At 67.2% G+C, this 18103-nt stretch carries 18 protein-coding genes; 7 read left to right on the forward strand and 11 right to left on the reverse strand.

Going from position 1 to position 18103, the window contains the following annotated elements; all coding sequences use genetic code 11:
- Positions 1-161 precede the first annotated feature (161 nt).
- The 4 genes from AC13GA_RS16235 to AC13GA_RS16250 are packed head-to-tail and all read left to right on the forward strand — an operon-like array spanning position 162 to position 3651.
- Positions 162-1058, forward strand: a complete 897-nt coding sequence (locus tag AC13GA_RS16235; RefSeq protein WP_482998543.1) for an ABC transporter ATP-binding protein — start codon at positions 162-164, stop codon at positions 1056-1058.
- On the forward strand, positions 1055-1831 hold the full coding sequence (locus AC13GA_RS16240) for an ABC transporter permease (RefSeq protein WP_136639127.1): 777 nt from the start codon (positions 1055-1057) through the stop codon (positions 1829-1831). The genes AC13GA_RS16235 and AC13GA_RS16240 overlap by 4 nt, the downstream gene beginning before the upstream one ends.
- 6 nt (positions 1832-1837) lie before the next feature.
- The gene (locus AC13GA_RS16245) at positions 1838-3052 is read left to right on the forward strand and encodes a sensor histidine kinase (RefSeq protein WP_482998544.1); all 1215 of its coding nucleotides are present in this window, start codon (positions 1838-1840) and stop codon (positions 3050-3052) included.
- Positions 3049-3651 (forward strand): response regulator transcription factor, encoded by a 603-nt coding sequence (locus AC13GA_RS16250; RefSeq protein WP_005407733.1) that lies wholly within the window; start codon positions 3049-3051, stop codon positions 3649-3651. Before AC13GA_RS16245 ends, AC13GA_RS16250 begins: the two co-directional genes overlap by 4 nt.
- Positions 3652-4229: 578 nt before the next feature.
- Here AC13GA_RS16250 and AC13GA_RS16255 read toward each other — a convergent pair.
- From AC13GA_RS16255 to AC13GA_RS16295, 9 genes are all read right to left on the reverse strand, one after another.
- Positions 4230-4766: a cytochrome b gene (locus AC13GA_RS16255; protein ID WP_046984568.1), complete on the reverse strand. Its 537-nt coding sequence runs from the start codon at positions 4764-4766 to the stop codon at positions 4230-4232.
- Entirely contained in the window at positions 4763-5866 is a 1104-nt protein-coding gene (locus AC13GA_RS16260; protein ID WP_136639129.1) for a catalase family peroxidase, read from the reverse strand. Before AC13GA_RS16260 ends, AC13GA_RS16255 begins: the two co-directional genes overlap by 4 nt.
- 143 nt (positions 5867-6009) lie before the next feature.
- Complete coding sequence (locus AC13GA_RS16265) at positions 6010-7377, reverse strand: leucyl aminopeptidase family protein (protein WP_426354794.1); 1368 nt, start codon at positions 7375-7377, stop codon at positions 6010-6012.
- A gap of 3 nt (positions 7378-7380) precedes the next feature.
- Entirely contained in the window at positions 7381-8100 is a 720-nt protein-coding gene (locus tag AC13GA_RS16270) for an HAD family hydrolase (RefSeq protein WP_046984571.1), read from the reverse strand.
- A gap of 31 nt (positions 8101-8131) precedes the next feature.
- Positions 8132-9241 carry an AI-2E family transporter gene (locus tag AC13GA_RS16275; RefSeq protein WP_012509798.1) on the reverse strand — a complete coding sequence of 370 codons (1110 nt, stop codon included), beginning with the start codon at positions 9239-9241 and terminating at the stop codon, positions 8132-8134.
- Positions 9242-9308: 67 nt separating this feature from the next.
- A complete protein-coding gene (locus AC13GA_RS16280) occupies positions 9309-9770 on the reverse strand; it encodes a hypothetical protein (protein ID WP_046984572.1) in 462 nt (153 codons plus the stop codon).
- A complete protein-coding gene (locus tag AC13GA_RS16285; protein ID WP_004137827.1) occupies positions 9767-10237 on the reverse strand; it encodes a phage holin family protein in 471 nt (156 codons plus the stop codon). Before AC13GA_RS16285 ends, AC13GA_RS16280 begins: the two co-directional genes overlap by 4 nt.
- Before the next feature lie 8 nt (positions 10238-10245).
- The gene (locus AC13GA_RS16290; protein ID WP_004137828.1) at positions 10246-10611 is read right to left on the reverse strand and encodes a hypothetical protein; all 366 of its coding nucleotides are present in this window, start codon (positions 10609-10611) and stop codon (positions 10246-10248) included.
- A 101-nt stretch (positions 10612-10712) separates the two neighbouring features.
- Positions 10713-12146, reverse strand: coding sequence for a Do family serine endopeptidase (locus AC13GA_RS16295; RefSeq protein WP_012509800.1), 1434 nt, complete (start codon positions 12144-12146; stop codon positions 10713-10715).
- A gap of 491 nt (positions 12147-12637) precedes the next feature.
- Here AC13GA_RS16295 and AC13GA_RS16300 point away from each other — a divergent pair, with 491 nt between their 5' ends.
- A complete protein-coding gene (locus tag AC13GA_RS16300) occupies positions 12638-13525 on the forward strand; it encodes a histone (RefSeq protein ID WP_482998545.1) in 888 nt (295 codons plus the stop codon).
- A 107-nt stretch (positions 13526-13632) separates the two neighbouring features.
- Entirely contained in the window at positions 13633-14319 is a 687-nt protein-coding gene (locus AC13GA_RS16305; RefSeq protein WP_482998561.1) for a hypothetical protein, read from the forward strand.
- Positions 14320-14334: 15 nt separating this feature from the next.
- Here AC13GA_RS16305 and AC13GA_RS16310 read toward each other — a convergent pair whose 3' ends face one another.
- Together AC13GA_RS16310 and AC13GA_RS16315 are read right to left on the reverse strand one after the other, a co-directional pair.
- On the reverse strand, positions 14335-14694 hold the full coding sequence (locus AC13GA_RS16310; protein WP_482998546.1) for a DUF1428 domain-containing protein: 360 nt from the start codon (positions 14692-14694) through the stop codon (positions 14335-14337).
- 90 nt (positions 14695-14784) lie between these two features.
- Entirely contained in the window at positions 14785-17187 is a 2403-nt protein-coding gene (locus tag AC13GA_RS16315; protein WP_482998547.1) for a S9 family peptidase, read from the reverse strand.
- 210 nt (positions 17188-17397) lie between these two features.
- On the opposite strand from AC13GA_RS16315, the gene AC13GA_RS16320 reads away from it, so the two are divergent.
- Positions 17398-17970, forward strand: a complete 573-nt coding sequence (locus tag AC13GA_RS16320; RefSeq protein ID WP_012509803.1) for an OmpO family porin — start codon at positions 17398-17400, stop codon at positions 17968-17970.
- The last annotated feature ends 133 nt before the right edge of the window (positions 17971-18103 follow it).

Below are 18103 nucleotides of genomic sequence, written 5' to 3' on the forward strand. Positions count from 1 at the left end.
CAGGCAGCGGCGGTTCCGGCGGTGGAGCGTGCGGCACAGCATGAAGGCAGGTGCATCGGCGATGGCAGTGACAGCTGTCATCCGATGTCATTGACGGCAGCAACTGCGAAATGTGACCACGGCGGCACAGGATGGCAACGTCCCCGCTACCGGTACCGCACATGGATACGATCGCCCCGTCGCTGGCCCGCCTGCAGCAGGTGCAGGTGCGTTACCGCGACCATACCGCCCTGCATGGCATCGACCTGCAGGTACGCGCTGGCCAGGTGCTGGCGCTGCTGGGCCGCAACGGTGCCGGCAAGAGTACCGCGATCAGCGTGTTGTTGGGCCTGCGCCGCGCCGATGGCGGGCAGGTCGAACTGCTTGGCGGCGACCCGCAGCAGCGGACCAGCCGTCTCGGCCTGGGCGTGATGCTGCAGAGCACCAGCCTGCCGCCGATGCTGCAGGTGGACGAACTGGTGGCACAGGCCAGTGCCTGCTACCCCGACCCGATGCCGCTGCAGGAGGTACTGCAGCGCGCCGGCCTGCAGGCGCTCGCGCGCCGCCGCTACGGCCAGCTGTCCGGCGGCCAGCAGCGCTGCGTGCAGTTCGCCATCGCGCTGTGTGGGCGGCCACGCGTACTGTTCCTGGACGAGCCCACCACCGGCCTGGACATCCAGGTTCGGCAGGCGATGTGGCAGGCGATCCGGCAGCTGGTGGCCGAAGGCTGTGGTGTGCTGCTGACCACCCATTACCTGGAGGAAGCCGAAGCGCTGGCGCAGCAGGTGGTGGTGCTGGAGCAGGGCCGGGTACTGGCCGACGCACCGTTGAGCGAGCTGCGCCTGGCCGACCGCCCGCGCCGCATCCGTTGCCGCAGTGGGTTGCCCATTGAAGACGTACGGCAATGGCCGGGCGTGCAGCAGGTGCAGCGCGACGGTGAGCATCTGCAGATGCTGGCGAGCCCGGCCGAGCCGGTGGTGGCGCGTCTGCTGGCCGCCGACGCGCAGCTGCGCGAGCTGGAAGTACAGGGCGCGGCGCTGGCCGACGCCTTCCTCGACATGACCCGGGAGGCCGCATGAACACCCTTGTCCGCACCGCCAGGTTGCCGCTGCCTGCATGGCGCCAGGCCCTGCGCCCGTACCGCGCCGAACTGCTGGCCGAACTGCGCCGGGCCTGGCGCACGCCGGCGTTCGCGGTGCCCTCGCTGCTGTTTCCGGTGCTGTTCTATCTACTGTTCGGCGTGCTGCTCGGGCGCGGGCATGCGCCGCTGTACCTGCTGGCCACCTACTGCGTGTTCGGTGCGATGGCTCCAGCGCTGTTCGGCTTCGGCGTGCAGCTGGCGCTGGATCGCGAAGGCGGCCTGCTGACCCTCAAGCGCGCGCTGCCGATGCCGGCGGCGGCACCGCTGCTGGCACGGCTGGCGATGGCGGTGATGTTCGCGCTGCTGGTGGCGTTGCTGCTGATAGGCGTGGCGCGTGTGCTCGGTGGCGTGCAGCTGCAGGCGTTGCAGATGGTGCAGCTGCTGGCGGTGGCGGGTCTGGCAGCACTGCCGCTCGGAGCGATCGGCCTGCTGATCGGCAGCCACGTCAGTGCCAGTGCGGCGCCGGCAATGGTCAATCTGGTTTATCTGCCGCTGGCCCTGTTGTCAGGCCTGTGGTTGCCGCTGTCGGCACTGCCTCAGCTGTTCTCGACGATGGCACCGCTGTGGCCGACCTGGCATCTGGCGCAGCTGGCGTTGCCGGTGGTCGGGCTGCCGGCAGTGGGCAACCTCGCCGGCCACCTGCTGGTGCTGCTGGTGGTGACCGTGGTCGCGTTGCTGCTGGCGCGCCGGCGCCTGCGCCGGATCGGCTGAACTGGCATGATCGGCAGCGATCGTCCCCGCCTGGATCCACCCGTGTCGTCGAGCTGGCTTGCGTCCCTGCTGCGCCCTGCACCGGATTCGGCGGTGGCCGAACTGCTGCGGCGTGGCAAGTCGCCCTGGAGCGGCGCAATCCACCTGCTGTGGTCGGTCTGGATCTTCCTCACCCCGGTGCTCGGGAACGGCTTCACGCTGCGCTGGCTGCTGCTGACCCTGGCCAGCTATCCGTTGTTCCTGCTGCTCTATGCCAAGGTGATGCTGGCGCCACGGCACCACGCGTGGCGCTACGCGCTGGGCATGATCGTGATGGCCCTGGTACTGCTGCCATGGTATCCGTCGGGGTTGAGCTACTTCGTGTTCGGCTGCGTGATGATCCGCATGAGCAGCCGCGGCGGCTGGTGGGTATACCTGCTGCAGTTGACCGGACTGAATCTTCTGTTCTGCAGCACCGCGCTGTACTTCGGCTATCCGTGGCAAGCCATGGTGTGGATGCCGGCGGTGTCGTTCATTGTCGGCCTGGTGGTGAACGTGGAGGCCTTGAGCCATCAGCGCGACGTGGCCCTGCAGCTGTCCCAGGACGAGGTGCGACGGTTGGCGACCACCGCCGAGCGCGAGCGTATCGGCCGCGACCTGCACGATCTGCTGGGCCACACGCTGTCGCTGATCACGCTGAAGCTGGAACTGGCGCGCAAGCTGTACGACCGCGATGACGCGCGTGCACGGCAAGAGATCGGTGAAGCCGAGGCCATCGCCCGCGAAGCGCTGGCACAGGTACGCAGTGCGGTGACCGGCATCCGTGCCAGCGATCTGGCCGGCGAACTGGCATCGGCGCGCCTGCTGCTGGAATGCCAACAGGTACACCTGCAGTACACGGCGCCGCCAGCGATGCCGGTGGAGGTGGAGCGTGGGCTGTCACTGGTGCTGCGCGAGGCGGCGACCAACATCGTGCGCCACGCGCAGGCGACCCGGGTGCAGGTGGATTTCATGCTTGAGGACCGACAGTTGGCGATGCAGATACGCGATGACGGCCGCGGCGGCGTGCAGGCCGAGGGCAATGGATTGAGTGGCATGCGTGAACGGGCGGCGGCGCTCGGGGGACAGCTGACCCTGCAGTCGCCGCGCGGCGAAGGTACGCTGCTGACCGTGCGCGTGCCCCTGGTGGCCGCCACCATGCCCCTGTCGTCGGCATCGTTGGCACAGGGGGGCGCGGCATGATCCGCATCCTGCTGGCCGAAGACCAGGCGATGGTGCGCGGCGCACTGTCGGCGCTGCTCGGCCTGGAACCGGACATTGAAGTGCTGGGCAGTGCTGCCGATGGCGAGGCCGCCTGGCGCATGCTGCAGCAGCTGCAGCCGGACATCCTGGTCACCGACATCGAGATGCCGGGCCTGAGCGGGCTGGAGCTGGCGCAACGCATCGCCCGCCACGAACTGCCGATCAAGGTGGTGATCGTGACCACCTTCGCCCGTGCCGGTTTCCTGCGCCGCGCGCTGGAAGCTGGCGTGCTGGGCTACCTGCTGAAGGACGCACCGGCCGAAAACCTGGCCGATGCACTGCGCAAGGTGAAGCAGGGCATCCGCGCGATCGACCCGCAGCTGGCGCTGGACGCCTGGTCGCAGGCCGATCCACTGACCGACCGCGAACGCCGTGTGCTGCGGTTGGCGGGCGAGGGCCGTACCGCCAGCGAGATCGCCGAGCAGCTGGGGCTGTCGCACGGCACGGTGCGCAATTACCTGTCCGAGTGCATCGGCAAACTGGGCGTGGCCAATCGCATCGAAGCGTACCGGCTGGCGCGGCAGAAGGGGTGGTTGTAGGGGGGCGCCCCAACGCATCGGTAGCGCCGGGCCATGCCCGGCGGATCATTTCCGCGACTGCGGAGGGGTGTCACTTTTCTTTTCGCGCGAAAAGAAAAGTAACCAAAAGAAACGCGCCGCCAGCCACGAGCCGGTGCTGCGCACCGGTGCCCTGTGCTTCTCGGTGAATCAGGGGACGGCGCCGAACTCGCTACGCTCAAACACCGGCGCCTCTTCGCCCCTGATTCCCCTGCGATGCTCGGCTCGCTCAAGGCGGACCCAAGGTCAAGTACCCACAGCTGCACCCCGAAGATCCATCCCATGCGTGGATGCTGTTGCCCTTGATCTTGATTTTCCAGTCCGCCTTCAAGCGAGCCGAGCACCGCAGGGCCGGCGAGGGCGAAGAGGTGCGGGTGTCTGAGCGCAGCGAGTTCCCGCACCGTCCCTCGACGGACCGAGGAGCGCAGGGCACCGGCGTGCGAAGCACGCCGGCTCGCGGCCGGCGGAGCGTTTCTTTGGTTACTTTCTTTGCGCGCAAAGAAAGTGACACCCCTCCGCAGTCGCGGAAAAGGGCAGCCGGGAACCCCCGGCGACCCCATTCAATCCTTCCCGCGTGCCATCGCCTGGAACACGCCATCCCGCCGCACCCACAGGTGGAACAGCGCTGCACCCACATGCATCAGCACCGTGGCGAACAACACATACGCCAGAAGGCTGTGCGCATTGCGCAACGCGGCGTACAACGCCGGGGTATGCGGCACGATCGGCGGCAGGTGCAGGCCGCCCCACAGCACGATCGGGTAACCGCCGGCCGACAGCATCGCCCAGCCGATCAGTGGCATCGCCAGCATCAGCGCATACAGCATCCAGTGCGAGGCCTTGGCCGCCATCGCCTGCCATACGGGAAGATCCGCCGGCAACGGCGGTGGGCGATGGCGCAGCCGGTTGTACAGGCGGAGCAGCACCAGTACGCCGATGGCGATGCCCAACGGGCGGTGCAGGTCGATCAGCACCGGCCGCAGGTGCAGCGAGGCGACCATGGTCACGCCAATGAACAGCATGGCGATGATCATCAATGCCATCGCCCAGTGCAGCACCCGTGCCAGCAGGTTGAAGTGGCCGTTGCCGGTGCTCATCGTGCGGCCTCCTTCGGTTGTTCGACGTTGCCGCTGGCGCGCTCGCGTTCGCGTCGGTTGAAGGATTGCGAGTACACGGCCGAGCGGGCGGCCAGGATCGGATCGTCACTGCCACGCACGCCACTGGGCAGGATCAGTGGATCGAAGTTGATCTGTCCGCAGGCGCCTTCTTCCTGCGACTGCAGGCGGTCCAGGCTAAGTACGCCGGCCACCACCTGTTCACGCGACTCGGGCCACGGCACCGACGGATCATCGATGGCATCGCCGGGTTCGGCGGTGGTGACGACGAGGTTCCAGCGCACCGGGCCACTGGCCAGGCGCTGCTGCAGTTCCTGGCTGAGGAAGTCGACGCTGGCCTGCTTGCGCGTGTCCGCATCCATCTCCACCACCGGCGCCTGCGGCTGCCAGCGCCAGCGCACCGCGCGCTTCTGGCCCTGCACATTGGTGAACCAGAAGCTGTTGACGCTGTTGAAGGTGGTGTTGGCCCAGCTGCTGGTCCACGGCGCTGTCTTGGCCCATTGCTGGAACGCCTGCGCACTCGGGTACTTCGCCAGCACCGCGGCCATCTTCTGCGGGTCGGGCTTGCCGGTGGTGGGGTCGGGGATGGAGGCGCGCGTCTGCTCGTAGAACGCCTCGGCGTTGGGTACGGCGAAGAATGGGAAGCTGTTCATCGCCATCCGCCATTCCTGGCCGTCGTCGCTGACCATCTGCACAGCGAGGCTGCGCACGCGTGCGGTGTTGTCCGCGCCGTAGGGGTCGCCACCGCCGATCGACAGGCGGCCCATCACGGGTACCTTCTGCTGTGAAAACACCCGTGCGCTGGACAGCGTCGGCGCCTGCGCACTGGGCTCGAACCAGCCGCTCACGCAGATGCCCTTGCTGTGCGCACGGCGGAAGCCGGGATGGGCCGGGCCGGTAGCTTCGATGGTGTCGGTGAAGCGCTGCGCGGTCAGGCGGTTGCCAACCCAGCCGGCCAACCAGGCGAAGGTCAACGCGACCGCCCCCAGAATCAACGCGATCAGTGCGATCCAGAGCAGCGGCGAGTGCTTGCGCGGTGCGCCCGGTGTCTGGCCGGCGCGGGTGTAGCGGAAGAGCGACATGGTCGGTGTCCTGCCTTCACGGAGCGTGTGGGTGGTCGACCCACACATCCTCGCAGAACCCGGCCGGGGCCGGAATTCAATTTTTCGTCAGATTTACCCGCTGCATCAGGGCAGGTTGCGCAGGGCCATGCGCGGCGCCTCCATCAGGCGTAACGCGCCTTCAGCATCGCCCACGCCGAGCGCAGCGCCAGTGCTTCACCACCGGCCGGCCGGCCCGGGCGTTCGCCGTCGTTCCAGGCGTACACGTCCAGATGCGCCCAGCGCTGGCCGTCTTCCAGGAAGCGTTCCAGGTACAGCGCAGCGGTGACCGAGCCGGCCATGCGCGAACCGGCGTTGGCCAGGTCGGCGATACCGCTGCTCAGGTAGCGCAGGTACGGGCGCCACAAAGGCATGCGCCAGACCGGGTCGCGGGTTGCGTCGCCGGCCTGCAGCCACTGCTGGGCCACGCTGTCGTCATTGCTGAAGAGCGCCGGCAGATCAGGGCCCAGCGCGATGCGCGCAGCGCCGGTAAGGGTGGCGAAGTCCAGTACCAGGTCCGGCTTCTGTTCGCTGGCGAAGGTCAGCGCATCACACAGGATCACGCGGCCTTCGGCGTCGGTGTTGTCGATCTCCACGCTCAGGCCCTTGCGGGTGGCGATCACTTCGCCCGGGCGGAACGCATCCGGGCCGATCGCATTCTCCACCGCCGGCACCAGCAGGGTCAGGTGCACCGGAAGCCCGCGAGCCATGACCAGGCCGGCCAGGGCCAGTGCGTGTGCAGCACCGCCCATGTCCTTCTTCATGTTGCGCATGCCGTCGGCCGGCTTGATGTCCAGGCCGCCGGTATCGAAGCACACACCCTTGCCGACCAGCACCAGTGCAGGATCGGTTTCCTTGCCCCAGCGCAGCACCACCAGGCGCGGCGCGCGGTGCGAGGCGCGGCCGACGGCATGGATGGCCGGGAAGTTCTGCTTCAGCAGTTCATCGCCGGTGATCGCCTCGACTTGGGCGCCATGTGCCTGAGCCAGGGTGCGCGCTGCGTCTTCCAGCTGCTGCGGGCCCATGTCTTCGGTCGGGGTGTTGACCCAGTCACGCACGCGCAGGCTGGCGGCGATCAGATCGGCCACTTCACCGGACGGTGCAGCCACCAGCTGAGCCGGGGCGCGGTTACGCTTGCGGTAGCGGTCGAAGCGATAGCTGCCCAGGCCCCAGCCCAGCTGCAGCAGTGCCTGCTCCTCGGCCGGCAGTTCAGTCGCCAGCTGCCACACGCTGCCTTCCGGCAGGGCGTGCGGGGCATGCGCATAGCTGTAGGCATCGGCGCGGTCACCAACGCCGATCACCGCACCGGCCAGGCCGTCGGCACCCGGCAGCAGGGCCACGCTGTGCGCGCCGGCATTGAAGCCCTGCGATGCCAGCCAGGCCTGGGTAGCGGCTGGCTGGCCGTCCTTCCATGCCGCGAACTGCTCGCGGCCCAGCACATGCAGTGGCAGTGCTGCGGCGGTTTCGGCGGTGAAACCAGTGATCTCGCTCATGCGTCAGGTACTCCGGGGTGCGGCGGCATCGAGGTTGTCATCCAACCAGTCGGCCAGGCCGGTGAGGGTGTCGAACTGCAGGTCCGGCTGCAGTTGCGGATGGGTCCAGGTGGCGGCTTCGCGGTTGATCCAGCAGCCGCGCAGGCCGGCGGCGATCGCTCCTGCCACGTCCATCTCGGCGTGGTCGCCGACATGCAGCACCTGTGCCGGCGCCACACCCAGGCGGGTGCAGGCGGCGTGGAAGATGCTCGCTTCGGGCTTGGCCGCGCCGTGTTCGCGCGCACCCAGCTGGAAGGCGAAATGATGGGCCAGGCCGATCCGCTCCAGATCGGCATTGCCGTTGCTCAGCGCTGCGACCGGTACCCGCGCGGCAATCCGCGCCAGTGCATCGATCGCATCGGGATAGCACTCGACCTGGTTGCGCGCGGCGTAGAACGCCTCGTAGGCCGGTTCGAGCAATTCCAGGCTGGCACCGCTGTTCTGCAGGGCCTCCTGCAGCGTCAGCCGGCGCAGCGCGCTCAGGTCATGGTGAAGGTGTGGATTGTCTCGGAACGAGCGCTCGCGCAGTTCGCGCATCGCCGCCAGCGGATACATCTCGGCAGTGGCGGGGCTGTGTTCACGCATCCACTCGTGCAGGACCAGGTCGATGCGGGCGCCGATCGGGGCGAACGGCCAGAGCGTGTCGTCGAGGTCGAGGGTGATGGCTTGGACAGGGAAATTCACCCTGCCATTCTACCCCCGCCAGCGCGGGCTTTCATTCCAGCAGGCGCGCCCATCCCTGCATGCCGTCCAGCCGTGCCAGCACCAGCTTGATGCAGACCAGCAGCGGTACTGCCAGCAGCAGGCCGATCATGCCCCAGGCCCAGCCGAACAGCATCAGCGCCAGGATCAGTACCAGCGGCGACAGCTTCATGCGCCGCCCCAGCACGATCGGGGTCACCATCTGTCCTTCCAGGGTGTGCAGGCCCAGGTAGGCGGCTGCGGGCAGCAGGGCCTGCAGCGGGTCGCGGAACTCGACGAAGCCCATCAGCAGCATCAGTGCCACGCCGATCAAGGGGCCTACATACGGTGCGAAATTCAGCAGGGCGGCCACCGTGCCCCACAGCAGCGCTTCCTGCAGGCTGATGCCCAGCAGCATCAGTACGCCGGCGAACACCAGTCCGACCAGGGTGTTGATCACGCTGATGGTCAGCACGTAGCGCGACACCTCGCGCTCGATCGACCGCAGGATGTCGCTGGTGAAGCGTTGCTGCTGGCGGTTCGGGAACAAGGCGATCGCCGCGCGCTGCAGGCTCTGCCCGTAGATCATGAAGAACAGGGTCAGCAACACCACTGCCAGCACCGAGGCGGCCAGACGCGGCGCACGGGTCAGCATGCGGTACGGGTCGTCCAGCTGGGTGCGGATCACCTGCACCTTGCGGTTGCTGTCGCCGCCAGCGACGCGTGCAAAGTTCTCCGCGGCCTGGTTGGCCTGCTGCACCGGCTTGGTCAGGTCCTGCACCTGGCGGGCCACCTTGCGCAGCTGTTGCGGGGCTTCCTGCGCCCATTCCATCGCCGGGCCGATCAGCTGCACGGCCAGCGAACCGGTCACGCCGAGGCCGGCACCGAGGATCAGCAGCGCGCCCAGCGCACGTGGGATCCACAGCTTCTGCAGCAGGCGCAGGATCGGGTTGCCGACCAGCGCGAAGAACATCGCCAGCAGCACCGGCAGGATGATGTCCTGTGCGGCCCACAGCGTGTAGCCCACCGCCAGCGCGGCCAGCACCACCAGCGACATCGGCCCGCGCGGGCGCGATGGCGGCGGCAGTGGCGCCTCGGGCGCTTCCGGGCCAGCCGGTGACGGGGACAGGAGGGACTCGCTCATCGACGCATCAACCGGAAAGGGGAGCGCATTATCCGCCGGCCGCGATCGGCGCGGCGGATCCCGTGAATCAACGTTCGGACAGCTCGGTCGCCGCTTCGGCCGGACGCGGTTCGCGCAGTTCCGGTTCCGGCGCTGCCTGCGGTTGTGGTGCTGGTGCCGGTCGTGTGCCCGCCGCTGATGCTGCCGCCTGTGCATGTTCGCTGGCATCGTCGGCTTCTTCAGCCGCATCGTCGGCGGTGGCCGCGGCCTGCGCTGCCATCGCCGTAGCGAATGCAGCCTGCGCGCTGGCGAACAGGTTCGACACCGACCCCACCATCTGCAGCCAGCGTGCGCCGTTGACCTTGCCCGGCACTTCCAGCTTGCCGGCGATGAAGCCACCGGCCAGGCCCACCACGACGATGCGCAGAGGCGACCAGCCCTGGCGCCAGACCTGGCTGAGCGTGCCCCAGTGGTCCTGGGTCTCGCCCATGCGCACGGTCACCACCTGTTCGCAGCGCTTTACCCGCCGCTGCAGCGCGCCGAACTTCATGGCTTGCCCTCCGGCAGCTGTACCCCGGCATCAGGGTCGTCCTCGCTGGGCTCATCGAACAGGCCCAGGCGCGACAACTGGCGCCGGGTGGCGTGCATGCCGGTGTGGTGGAAGAAGTAGGACACCCGCCAGATCGCATAGCCGGTAACGGCCAGGCTCAGCAGCGAGGTGATCAACAGGGCCTGCAGCCAGCTCAGGCCCCAGCTCTGCAGCAGGGCGATGAGCGTGGCGGCCATCAGCAGCCAGGCCGAGGCTCCAAACACGATCGCCACGCCGGCCCAGGCCAGCGCGCGACCGAATGCACTACGCGCCAGCGCAAAGTCGGCAGAGGCCAACCGGCGCAGGGAGCGTACCGTGTGCTTGGCAGAATCGGCGGCGGCACGACCGGCCGCCCCGACCTGGCGGATGCTCTCATCCAGCGGCGGGGTAGCCGCCGGATCAGGCGCTTGCGCGTTCTCTTCGCTCACGCTGCGGCTTACTTGTCGCTGCTGCCGCGGGCCAGCTTGGCGATGATCCAGCCAGCTGCGAAGGCGACACCGAACGAAGCCAACGGACGTTCGCGGATCAGTTCAGCGGCGCTGTCGATCAGGTCCTTGCCCTTGTCCATCAGTGCGTCGACCTGTTCCTTGGCCGCGGCTCCACCGAATTCGGCGGCGGCCAGGCCGGACAGCGCGCTGTCGGACAACTCTGCCTTGACGTTGGCCTTGCCGATGCGCAGTTCGTCGGTTGCTGCACCGGTTGCGCCCTTGATCGCACCGCCGGCAGCGCTGGCGGCCTGCTTCAGGTGGGAACCGGCTTCACCCAGGTGGTCCTTCAGGTTCTCGGTATTGGTGGGGCTCATCGAATCACTCCTGTTGCGATGGGGGAACGGGGGACGGCGGCGCCGACCTGGACTGACAGCAATAGCATTGCCGGGGTATAGGGGGTGTTACGGCTGGGCGATCAGCGCATCACGAGCTGGCCCTGCTGCTGGCCATTGTTGCGCAGCACGCGCAGCACCAGGGTGGGGGGGCGCTGCTGGAAATTGGCGCGCCAGCTGGCCAGGTCGGCGAATTCACCTACCGTTGCATCAGTGATGATGTCGCCCTGCTGCAGCCCGTTGCTGGCGGCGCGGCTGCCGCGCTTGACCTCGCTGACCAGCACGCCGCCAGCGCCGGACTGGCGCAGCGATTCGGGCAGGTCGACGAAGGTGGCACCGCCCAGGCGCGGGTCCAGGCTGTCGCCGGTGACCGCGCGTGCCTGTTCCTTCAATATCGCCTTGATCTGCAGCGGCTTGCCTTCGCGACGCACGTCCAGCGTCAGCGGGCTGCCCACTGTGGCCAGGCCTTCCACGTTGTGCAGCGCCTCGGCGCTGTCGACGCGCTGCCCGTTGGCCGACACCACGACGTCGCCCGGTTTCAGGCCCGCAGCGGCCGCGGCCGATCCGGCCAGCACGCGCGTGACCAGTGCGCCGCGGGTTTCGCCCAGGCCCAGGCCCTGCGCTATCTGTGCGGTCAGGTTCTGGCTCTCCACGCCCAGGGTGCCGCGCACCACTACGCCGTGCTTGACCAGCTGGTCGACCACGCTGCGCGCCAGGTTGGAGGGGATCGCCAGGCCCAGGCCGATGTTGCCGGCCATGCTGCCCTGCGGGTTGAAGCTGGCGGTATTGATGCCGACCAGCTGGCCCTGCAGGTCGACCAGTGCGCCACCGGAATTACCCGGGTTGATCGACGCATCGGTCTGGATGAAGTTCTGGTAGCCCAGCCCGCGGATGCCGCTGCGGCCCACCGCCGAGACGATGCCGGAGGTGACCGTCTGGCTGAAGCCGAACGGGTTGCCGATGGCCACCACGAAGTCGCCCACGCGCAACTGGTCGCTGTTGCCGAGCTTGATGTCGGTCAGGTTCTGCGCCGGGATACGGATCAGCGCGATGTCGGTATCGCGGTCCGAGCCGAGGAACTCGGCCTTGACCGTGCGCCCGTCGGCCAGTGTCACCTGCACGTCATCGGCGTTGTCGATGACATGGTGGTTGGTCAGTACCAGGCCTTCCTTGGCATCGATGATCACGCCTGAGCCGAGCGATTCATTGATGCGCTCCTGCGGAATGTCCGGGAACAGACGGCGGAAGAACGGGTCGTTGAAGAACGGGTTGCGCACCCGCACGACCTGCTTGGTATTGACGCTGACCACGGCCGGCATCGCTTTCTCCAGCATCGGTGCCAGTGACGGCACCGCCTGCCCGGCCACCGAAGCTGGCAGCGCGGCGGCGGTGGGCAGCACCGCTGGCAGTGGCGCGGCATCGGCTCGGTTGTCCAGGTGCGCATTGAGGCCGGTGGCAACGAAGCCACCGAAGGCGGCGGCGATTGCGAGCGTGAGCAGGGTGGGAAGCGGTCGCATGGGAGTCGGTTCGCTGGCGTGGGTGGGGGCCGTTCGGCTCTACGGTAAAACAAGCTGAATGAGTGTGTCGCGATCTGGATAAATGCGCCATGAAAACGGAACGCCGGAAAGCGGGGCCACTGCCACCCGCTTCGGGGTGGTGGCGTCAGCAGCGGAGGTGCCTGGTGCACGTTCGTGCGACATCGGATGCATTGCGGATACAGGCCGATACTTGCGCAGTTCGGCGCAACCGGGTGCCGCGATGCGCCATAAAGCACTCCTTCGCCTGCATTCGATCAAGCACGTGCAGCGAACGCCCGCCGCAGCCTCGCCAGCGCGGCTCAGTGCTGAAAAGAAGGGTTTTCCTGCACACATGTATCGCCGGCAAGGGCGGTGGGCTACACCATCAGCGTCGCAGCAGATGCGATTGCTGGCGCGTGCCCCGTTCCACGATCGTCAATGTCGGTATAGCATCGCCCCGTTTTGATACTTAAGGCCCCCAGGAGGGCAACATGAGCAACGGTAATGGTGTGTCGGTCGTGACCGACGCCGTCGAGAACGTCAAAGAAACCGCCACCAACGTTGGCGAGACCATCGCCCACGCCGCCGAAGACGCCGTGAAGTCGGTCAAGAAGACCGTCAAGCGCGCCACCAAGGCTGCCGGTACCCGCGTTGCCAAGGCCAAGAAGGCTGTGGCCAAGGTCGAGAAGACCGTTGCCAAGAAGGCCGAGAAGGCTGCCAAGTCGGTCGGCAAGACCGTTGCCAACGCCAAGAAGAAGCTGGAAGCCGCCAAGAAGAATGCCAAGGCCGAAGCCGCTGCCCTGAAGAAGGAAGTGGCCAAGAAGAAGGCAGCTGCAGGCAAGGCCGTGACCAAGAAGGCCGCTGCTGCCAAGAAGACCACCAAGGCCGCCACCAAGGCTGCCGGCAAGAAGGTCGCTACCGTGAAGAAGGCCGCCACCAAGAAGGCTGCCGTCGCGAAGAAGGCTGTTGCCAAGAAGACCAAGGCCGCCAAGAAGGTTGTCGGCAAGAAGGTCGCCACCGCCAAGAAGGCTGTGGCCAAGAAGACCGTCGCTGCCAAGAAGGTCGCCGGCAAGAAGGCTGCTGTCGCCAAGAAGGTCGCCACCAAGAAGACCGCTGCTGCCAAGAAGGTTGTCGGCAAGAAGGCCGCCGTTGCCAAGAAGGTCGTCGGCAAGAAGTCCGCTGCCGCCAAGAAGGTCGTCGGCAAGAAGGCTGCCGTCGCCAAGAAGGCGGTTGGCAAGAAGGTTGCCGCCACCCGCAAGACTGTCGCCAAGAAGGCTGCGCCGCTGAAGAAGGTCGCTGCCAAGAAGGCTCCGGCCAAGAAGTCTGTTGCCAAGAAGGCACCGGTCAAGGCCGTGCGCAAGGTCGCCAAGCGCAAGTAATCGCGCGGGTACCGAAGGCCCTGCCACCTACCGGGTGGTGGGGCCTTTCGCGTTTCTGGGACACGGGATGGGGCAAGATGCAGGTTCTTCCCGCCGGAGCCCCGGGCATGCGCGGTATCGACTTCAGCTCCTGGCAGGGCGTGCTGTCCACCCTGGCCGGCCTGGTCCTGATCACCCTGCTGGGCGTGGGCATCCGCCTGCTGGTGATGCAGACCCTGCAGCAGCGGCGCGAGCGCGAGAACCGGCAGATCAACGAGCGCCTGCGCACGCTGATGGCCGCCTACAAGACCCTGGGCGGCTCGTTCACCGGTGAACTGGGTGTCGATCCCAGCCACCGCCGCGACCTGCGCCAACGCGAAGATGCCGAAGGCATCGCCGAACCCCGCTCGGATCGCGCGCGCCGCATCCGCGACGCCGTAGAAGCGGCGCTGTCGGACATCCTGCTGCTGGGCACCGATGAGCAGGTACGGCTGGCCGCGCGTGCGGCCAACGAGTTGGCGCAGGGACGACCGGTGCACACCCACGATCTGGTGGTTTCACTGCGCGACTTCGTGCGCGAAGCGCTGGACCTGGCGCCGATCCCGGCCGATCTGCAGATTCCGCCGCAGGGCCCGACCCGCCCGGGCGGTGCCAGTGGCAAGGGCCGCACCGACGGTGATGCGAAGGGCGGCCGCACTGGAGGCGGCAGCGGTGGGGGCGGAATGGGCGCCGGCATGGGGGGCGTGGGTCTGGGCGCCGGCGCCGCACTGGGCACCGGCCATGCCTCTGCCAGCGATGAAACGGACGCGCGCTGAGCACGTCCGCCCGGTTCAGCGCGTTAGTTCGTAGATCGGCACGAAGCCGCCGTAGATCATCCGCGCGCCGTCGAACGGCATCGGATTCGTCGCCGGATCAAACCGCGGGTCTTCCATCATCTTCTTCATGCCGGCGTCGCGGGTCGGCTTGTCCGGCCATTCGATCCAGGAAAACACCACCGTCTCGTCTGGCGCGGCTTTCACCGCGCCGAAGAAGTCGGTGGTCTTGCCGTGCGGCACGTCATCGCCCCAGCACTCGACCACGCGCAGCGCGCCGTATTCGATGAAAACGGGATCCCCTGTGCGTGCATGGGCGAGGAACTTCTCTTTGTTGGCGGTGGGCACCGCCAGGACGAAACCGTCGATGTAGCTCATTGCTGCCTCCGGATGGACCGTGCCGCATGCACGGCCTTCAAGTACCCGACGAACCAGTGCGTCGTGGATCGACATCCTGTGTGCGCCTGTTCAGCCCGGACCACCGGGCAGCGGCGCCAGCATCGTATCCGGTGGCTGCTGGCCGGCCAGGTGGCGCACGAAGTAGTCCCACATGCGGTGCGTGTAGGTGGCGTCGTTGCGGAACAGTTCGTGGTCCTGCCGGGCCAGGTACAGCAGGTCGTAGCTGCGCTGGGCCCTGTTCAGGGCGGCGGCCAGCTGCAGGGTCAATGCCGGAGGTGCGTTTTCGTCCAGCTCGCCATAGACCAGCATCAGGTGACCGCGCAGGTTGCCGGCCAGCGCTGCATTGTCGAGTCCGGCAAACGGCGCCGGCACACCGTCGGCAGTGGTCGTGGCCGGCAGCACGCCACCGAACAGCCGGTCCATGCCATGAACGGCCCCACCGTACATGCCTTGGAAATTGTGGCTGCCGGCCGAGGCCACCCCCACCTTGTAGAACGCCGGGTAGCGCAGCAGGGCGCGCGCTGCACTGTAGCCACCGAACGAATGCCCGTAGATGCCCACCCGTTGCAGATCGATACCTCGGTAGCGCGCGCCCAGCTGGCGCAGCGCGGCCACGTGGTCATCCAGCTGCACATCGGCGGCTTGCACGAAGCTGCTGTCATGGAACGCCTTGTCACGGCCGCCGGTACCGCGCGCGTCGATGCTGACCACCACGAAGCCGAGTTCGGCCAGGCTGGCGCGTGACACCGGATTCAAGGCGGACACCGCCTCGGCGTAGGTGACCGGCGCATTGCTGATGAAGGAACCACCGTACATCGCGTCGATCACCGGGAAGCTGCCGTCATCGCGATAGTCGCGGGGCAGGTAGACGGTGGCGAAGATCGGCGTGCGGCCATCGGCGGCCAGCAGTCGTTCGCGGTGTGGTGGGCGCCACCCGGCAGCAACGATCGCGCTGTCATCGGCTGTTTCCAGCACCATCACTTCACGGCCGTCATCGCTGGCCCGCAGCACCGTGCGTGGCGGTTGATCGAGACTGGAGACGGTATCGACCAGGTAGTCGCCCCGCGGTGACAGGGCCTGCGGGGCGCGATCACCGAACAAAGCGCCGCTGCCGGCATCGGCCAGATGGTCGCTGCCATCGGCGGCCAGGCGCTGGATGGGGCCGCCCTGCAGCGATACCCGGTACAGGCCGCGCACGTAGGGATCGCCACCGTCGACGCCGCCAGCGCTGAAGTATGCCCAGCCACTCACAACGTCCACGCCGAGCAGGTCCCGCACCACCCATGGACCGCGGGTCAGTTGTTGCATCACCTTCCCGTCGGACAGGCGCACTCGATACAGGTGGCCCCGGCCATCGCGCTGCGAGAACCACACCGCAGTGTCCTGGCCGGGCAGGATCGCCACCGCTGGCCGGTTGTACGAATACACGTTGAGCTGCAGGCGGGTATCGCTGGCTTCTTCCAGCACGGTGCGCACTGCACCGCTGCCGGCATCGATCTCCACCAGGCGCAGCTTGCGCAGTGTGCCGAAGTGCGCGATCGCGGCATACAACCGGTCACCGTCCCAGCCGAGTACGCCGGCTTCGCTGAGGATGTTCCAGCCTTCGGGCAGGGCGATGTCGTGCTGCCTGCCGCCGCGGGTATCGACCACATACAGGCTGTCGCGCACCTGCTGTGCGTCGCCCAGTACCCCCAGCTTCACCGTATGCACGCGTGGGCGCGCGCTGTTGGTCGGGCTGCTTTCCAGATAGGGGTAGTCCTGCACTGCACGCTCGTCGTAGCGGATGCCGGCCACGTAGCGGCCGTCCGCTGACCAGCCGACAGCAAACGGCCGCGCCGGCATCCGGCCCTGGCGGCGTGGAATACCACGCAGGCTGAAGTCCGGCAGTACGCCATAACCATGACCGGGTTCACCACCGGTGGTCAGTGCGCGCGGCGCCGTCCCACGCTGCTGCAGCCACAGATTGTGGTCGCGCAGCTGCAGCCACGCATTGCCATCGGGCGAGGGCAAGGCATCGGCCGGAGGCGCTGCCTGCTGCGAACGCGCGCATTGCCAGCCTGGCCATTGGCAATCGATCGGCACCCCACCACTGAACCGCAGACGCAGGCCATCGCCCACCGCCTGCACGCCGACCAAGCGCAGCAGCGGCCCGCTGGCATCGAGCGGTGCAACCGCGCGGTCCAGCGCGGCGGGTTCGAACAGGATCGTCCGCATAACTTTCGCCGGATCGACCAACACCGCCTGGCGTCGGCCCTGCGCGTCCTCGCGTTCGTACCAGAAGCGGCCATCGGCCAGCCAGTTCGGCAGGACCGACGCATTGCGCAGCGCACTGCGCAGATGACTGTCGTGCACGCGTTCGGCGCGTTGGTAGTCGGCGGCCTGCAGCGCGTGCGCAGGCGCGGAGGAAAACAGGGCGGCGCAGGCCAGGACAGCAGCGCGGACAGTCATCTGCAGCGGGTAGGGCAGGTGCAAGGCAACCTCCTGTTGCAATCATCGATGGATGACAGATGCACGCGTGGCGCGCGCGTATGCCAGACCCAGCCTGAATCAAGCCAAAAAATTCAGCAATGCGAAGACCGCTGTTTTCAGGGAGCGTTGTGGCGAATAACGGAGAATTTACATTCCCGATGCGTTGGCGCCCTGGCGCTGCTGCACACCATAAGAAAGTAAAGGTGTACCCCCATGAAGAATTCGCTGATTGCTCTGGCCCTGGCCGCTGCCCTGCCGTTCACCGCCTCGGCTGCTGAGAACCTGTCCTACAACTACGCCGAAGCTGACTACGCCAAGACCGACATCGATGCGTTCAAGGCCGACGGCTGGGGCGTGAAGGGTTCGTACGGCTTCCTGCCGAACTTCCACGCCTTCGGTGATTACAGCCGCCAGGAAATCGACAACACCAACATCAAGCTGGACCAGTGGAAGATCGGTGCCGGCTACAACGTTGAAATCGCTCCGACCACCGACTTCGTTGCCCGCGTTGCTTACCAGAAGCGCGACCAGAAGCACGGCCTTGACTTCAACGGCTACAGCGCCGAAGCCGGCATCCGCACCGCCTTCGGTGCCCACGCCGAAGTCTACGGCATGGTCGGTTACGAAGATTTCTCGAAGAAGCACGGCATCAATCCGGAAGGCCAGTGGTACGGTCGCCTGGGTGGTCAGGTCAAGCTGAACCAGAACTGGGGCCTGAACGGCGAGCTGAAGATGAACCGCGACGGCGACAAGGAATACACCGTCGGCCCGCGCTTCAGCTGGTAATTGCTTCGTCGGCGCGCCTGCGCGCCGAAGATGCCTCGACAGGCCCGGCCCATGCCGGGCCTGTTGCGTTGTGGGGACCCGGAACCGAGCCAGACCACGCGCCGCAGGCTTGCTTCGTTGCAATAAATTGAAT

This window comes from Stenotrophomonas sp. 22DLJC03 (assembly GCF_056861405.1).

Excerpts from the sequence above, each read along its gene's own strand:
- AC13GA_RS16260 (WP_136639129.1), bottom strand. The coding sequence starts at position 5,866 with ATGTCGCTCTTCCGCTACACCCGCGCCGGCCAGACACCGGGCGCACCG.
- AC13GA_RS16235 (WP_482998543.1), top strand. The coding sequence starts at position 162 with ATGGATACGATCGCCCCGTCGCTGGCCCGCCTGCAGCAGGTGCAGGTG.
- AC13GA_RS16310 (WP_482998546.1), bottom strand. The coding sequence starts at position 14,694 with ATGAGCTACATCGACGGTTTCGTCCTGGCGGTGCCCACCGCCAACAAA.
- AC13GA_RS16240 (WP_136639127.1), top strand. The coding sequence starts at position 1,055 with ATGAACACCCTTGTCCGCACCGCCAGGTTGCCGCTGCCTGCATGGCGC.
- AC13GA_RS16305 (WP_482998561.1), top strand. The coding sequence starts at position 13,633 with ATGCGCGGTATCGACTTCAGCTCCTGGCAGGGCGTGCTGTCCACCCTG.
- AC13GA_RS16295 (WP_012509800.1), bottom strand. The coding sequence starts at position 12,146 with ATGCGACCGCTTCCCACCCTGCTCACGCTCGCAATCGCCGCCGCCTTC.
- AC13GA_RS16245 (WP_482998544.1), top strand. The coding sequence starts at position 1,838 with ATGATCGGCAGCGATCGTCCCCGCCTGGATCCACCCGTGTCGTCGAGC.
- AC13GA_RS16290 (WP_004137828.1), bottom strand. The coding sequence starts at position 10,611 with ATGAGCCCCACCAATACCGAGAACCTGAAGGACCACCTGGGTGAAGCC.
- AC13GA_RS16275 (WP_012509798.1), bottom strand. The coding sequence starts at position 9,241 with ATGAGCGAGTCCCTCCTGTCCCCGTCACCGGCTGGCCCGGAAGCGCCC.
- AC13GA_RS16265 (WP_426354794.1), bottom strand. The coding sequence starts at position 7,377 with ATGAGCGAGATCACTGGTTTCACCGCCGAAACCGCCGCAGCACTGCCA.
- AC13GA_RS16300 (WP_482998545.1), top strand. The coding sequence starts at position 12,638 with ATGAGCAACGGTAATGGTGTGTCGGTCGTGACCGACGCCGTCGAGAAC.
- AC13GA_RS16280 (WP_046984572.1), bottom strand. The coding sequence starts at position 9,770 with ATGAAGTTCGGCGCGCTGCAGCGGCGGGTAAAGCGCTGCGAACAGGTG.
- AC13GA_RS16250 (WP_005407733.1), top strand. The coding sequence starts at position 3,049 with ATGATCCGCATCCTGCTGGCCGAAGACCAGGCGATGGTGCGCGGCGCA.
- AC13GA_RS16255 (WP_046984568.1), bottom strand. The coding sequence starts at position 4,766 with ATGAGCACCGGCAACGGCCACTTCAACCTGCTGGCACGGGTGCTGCAC.
- AC13GA_RS16320 (WP_012509803.1), top strand. The coding sequence starts at position 17,398 with ATGAAGAATTCGCTGATTGCTCTGGCCCTGGCCGCTGCCCTGCCGTTC.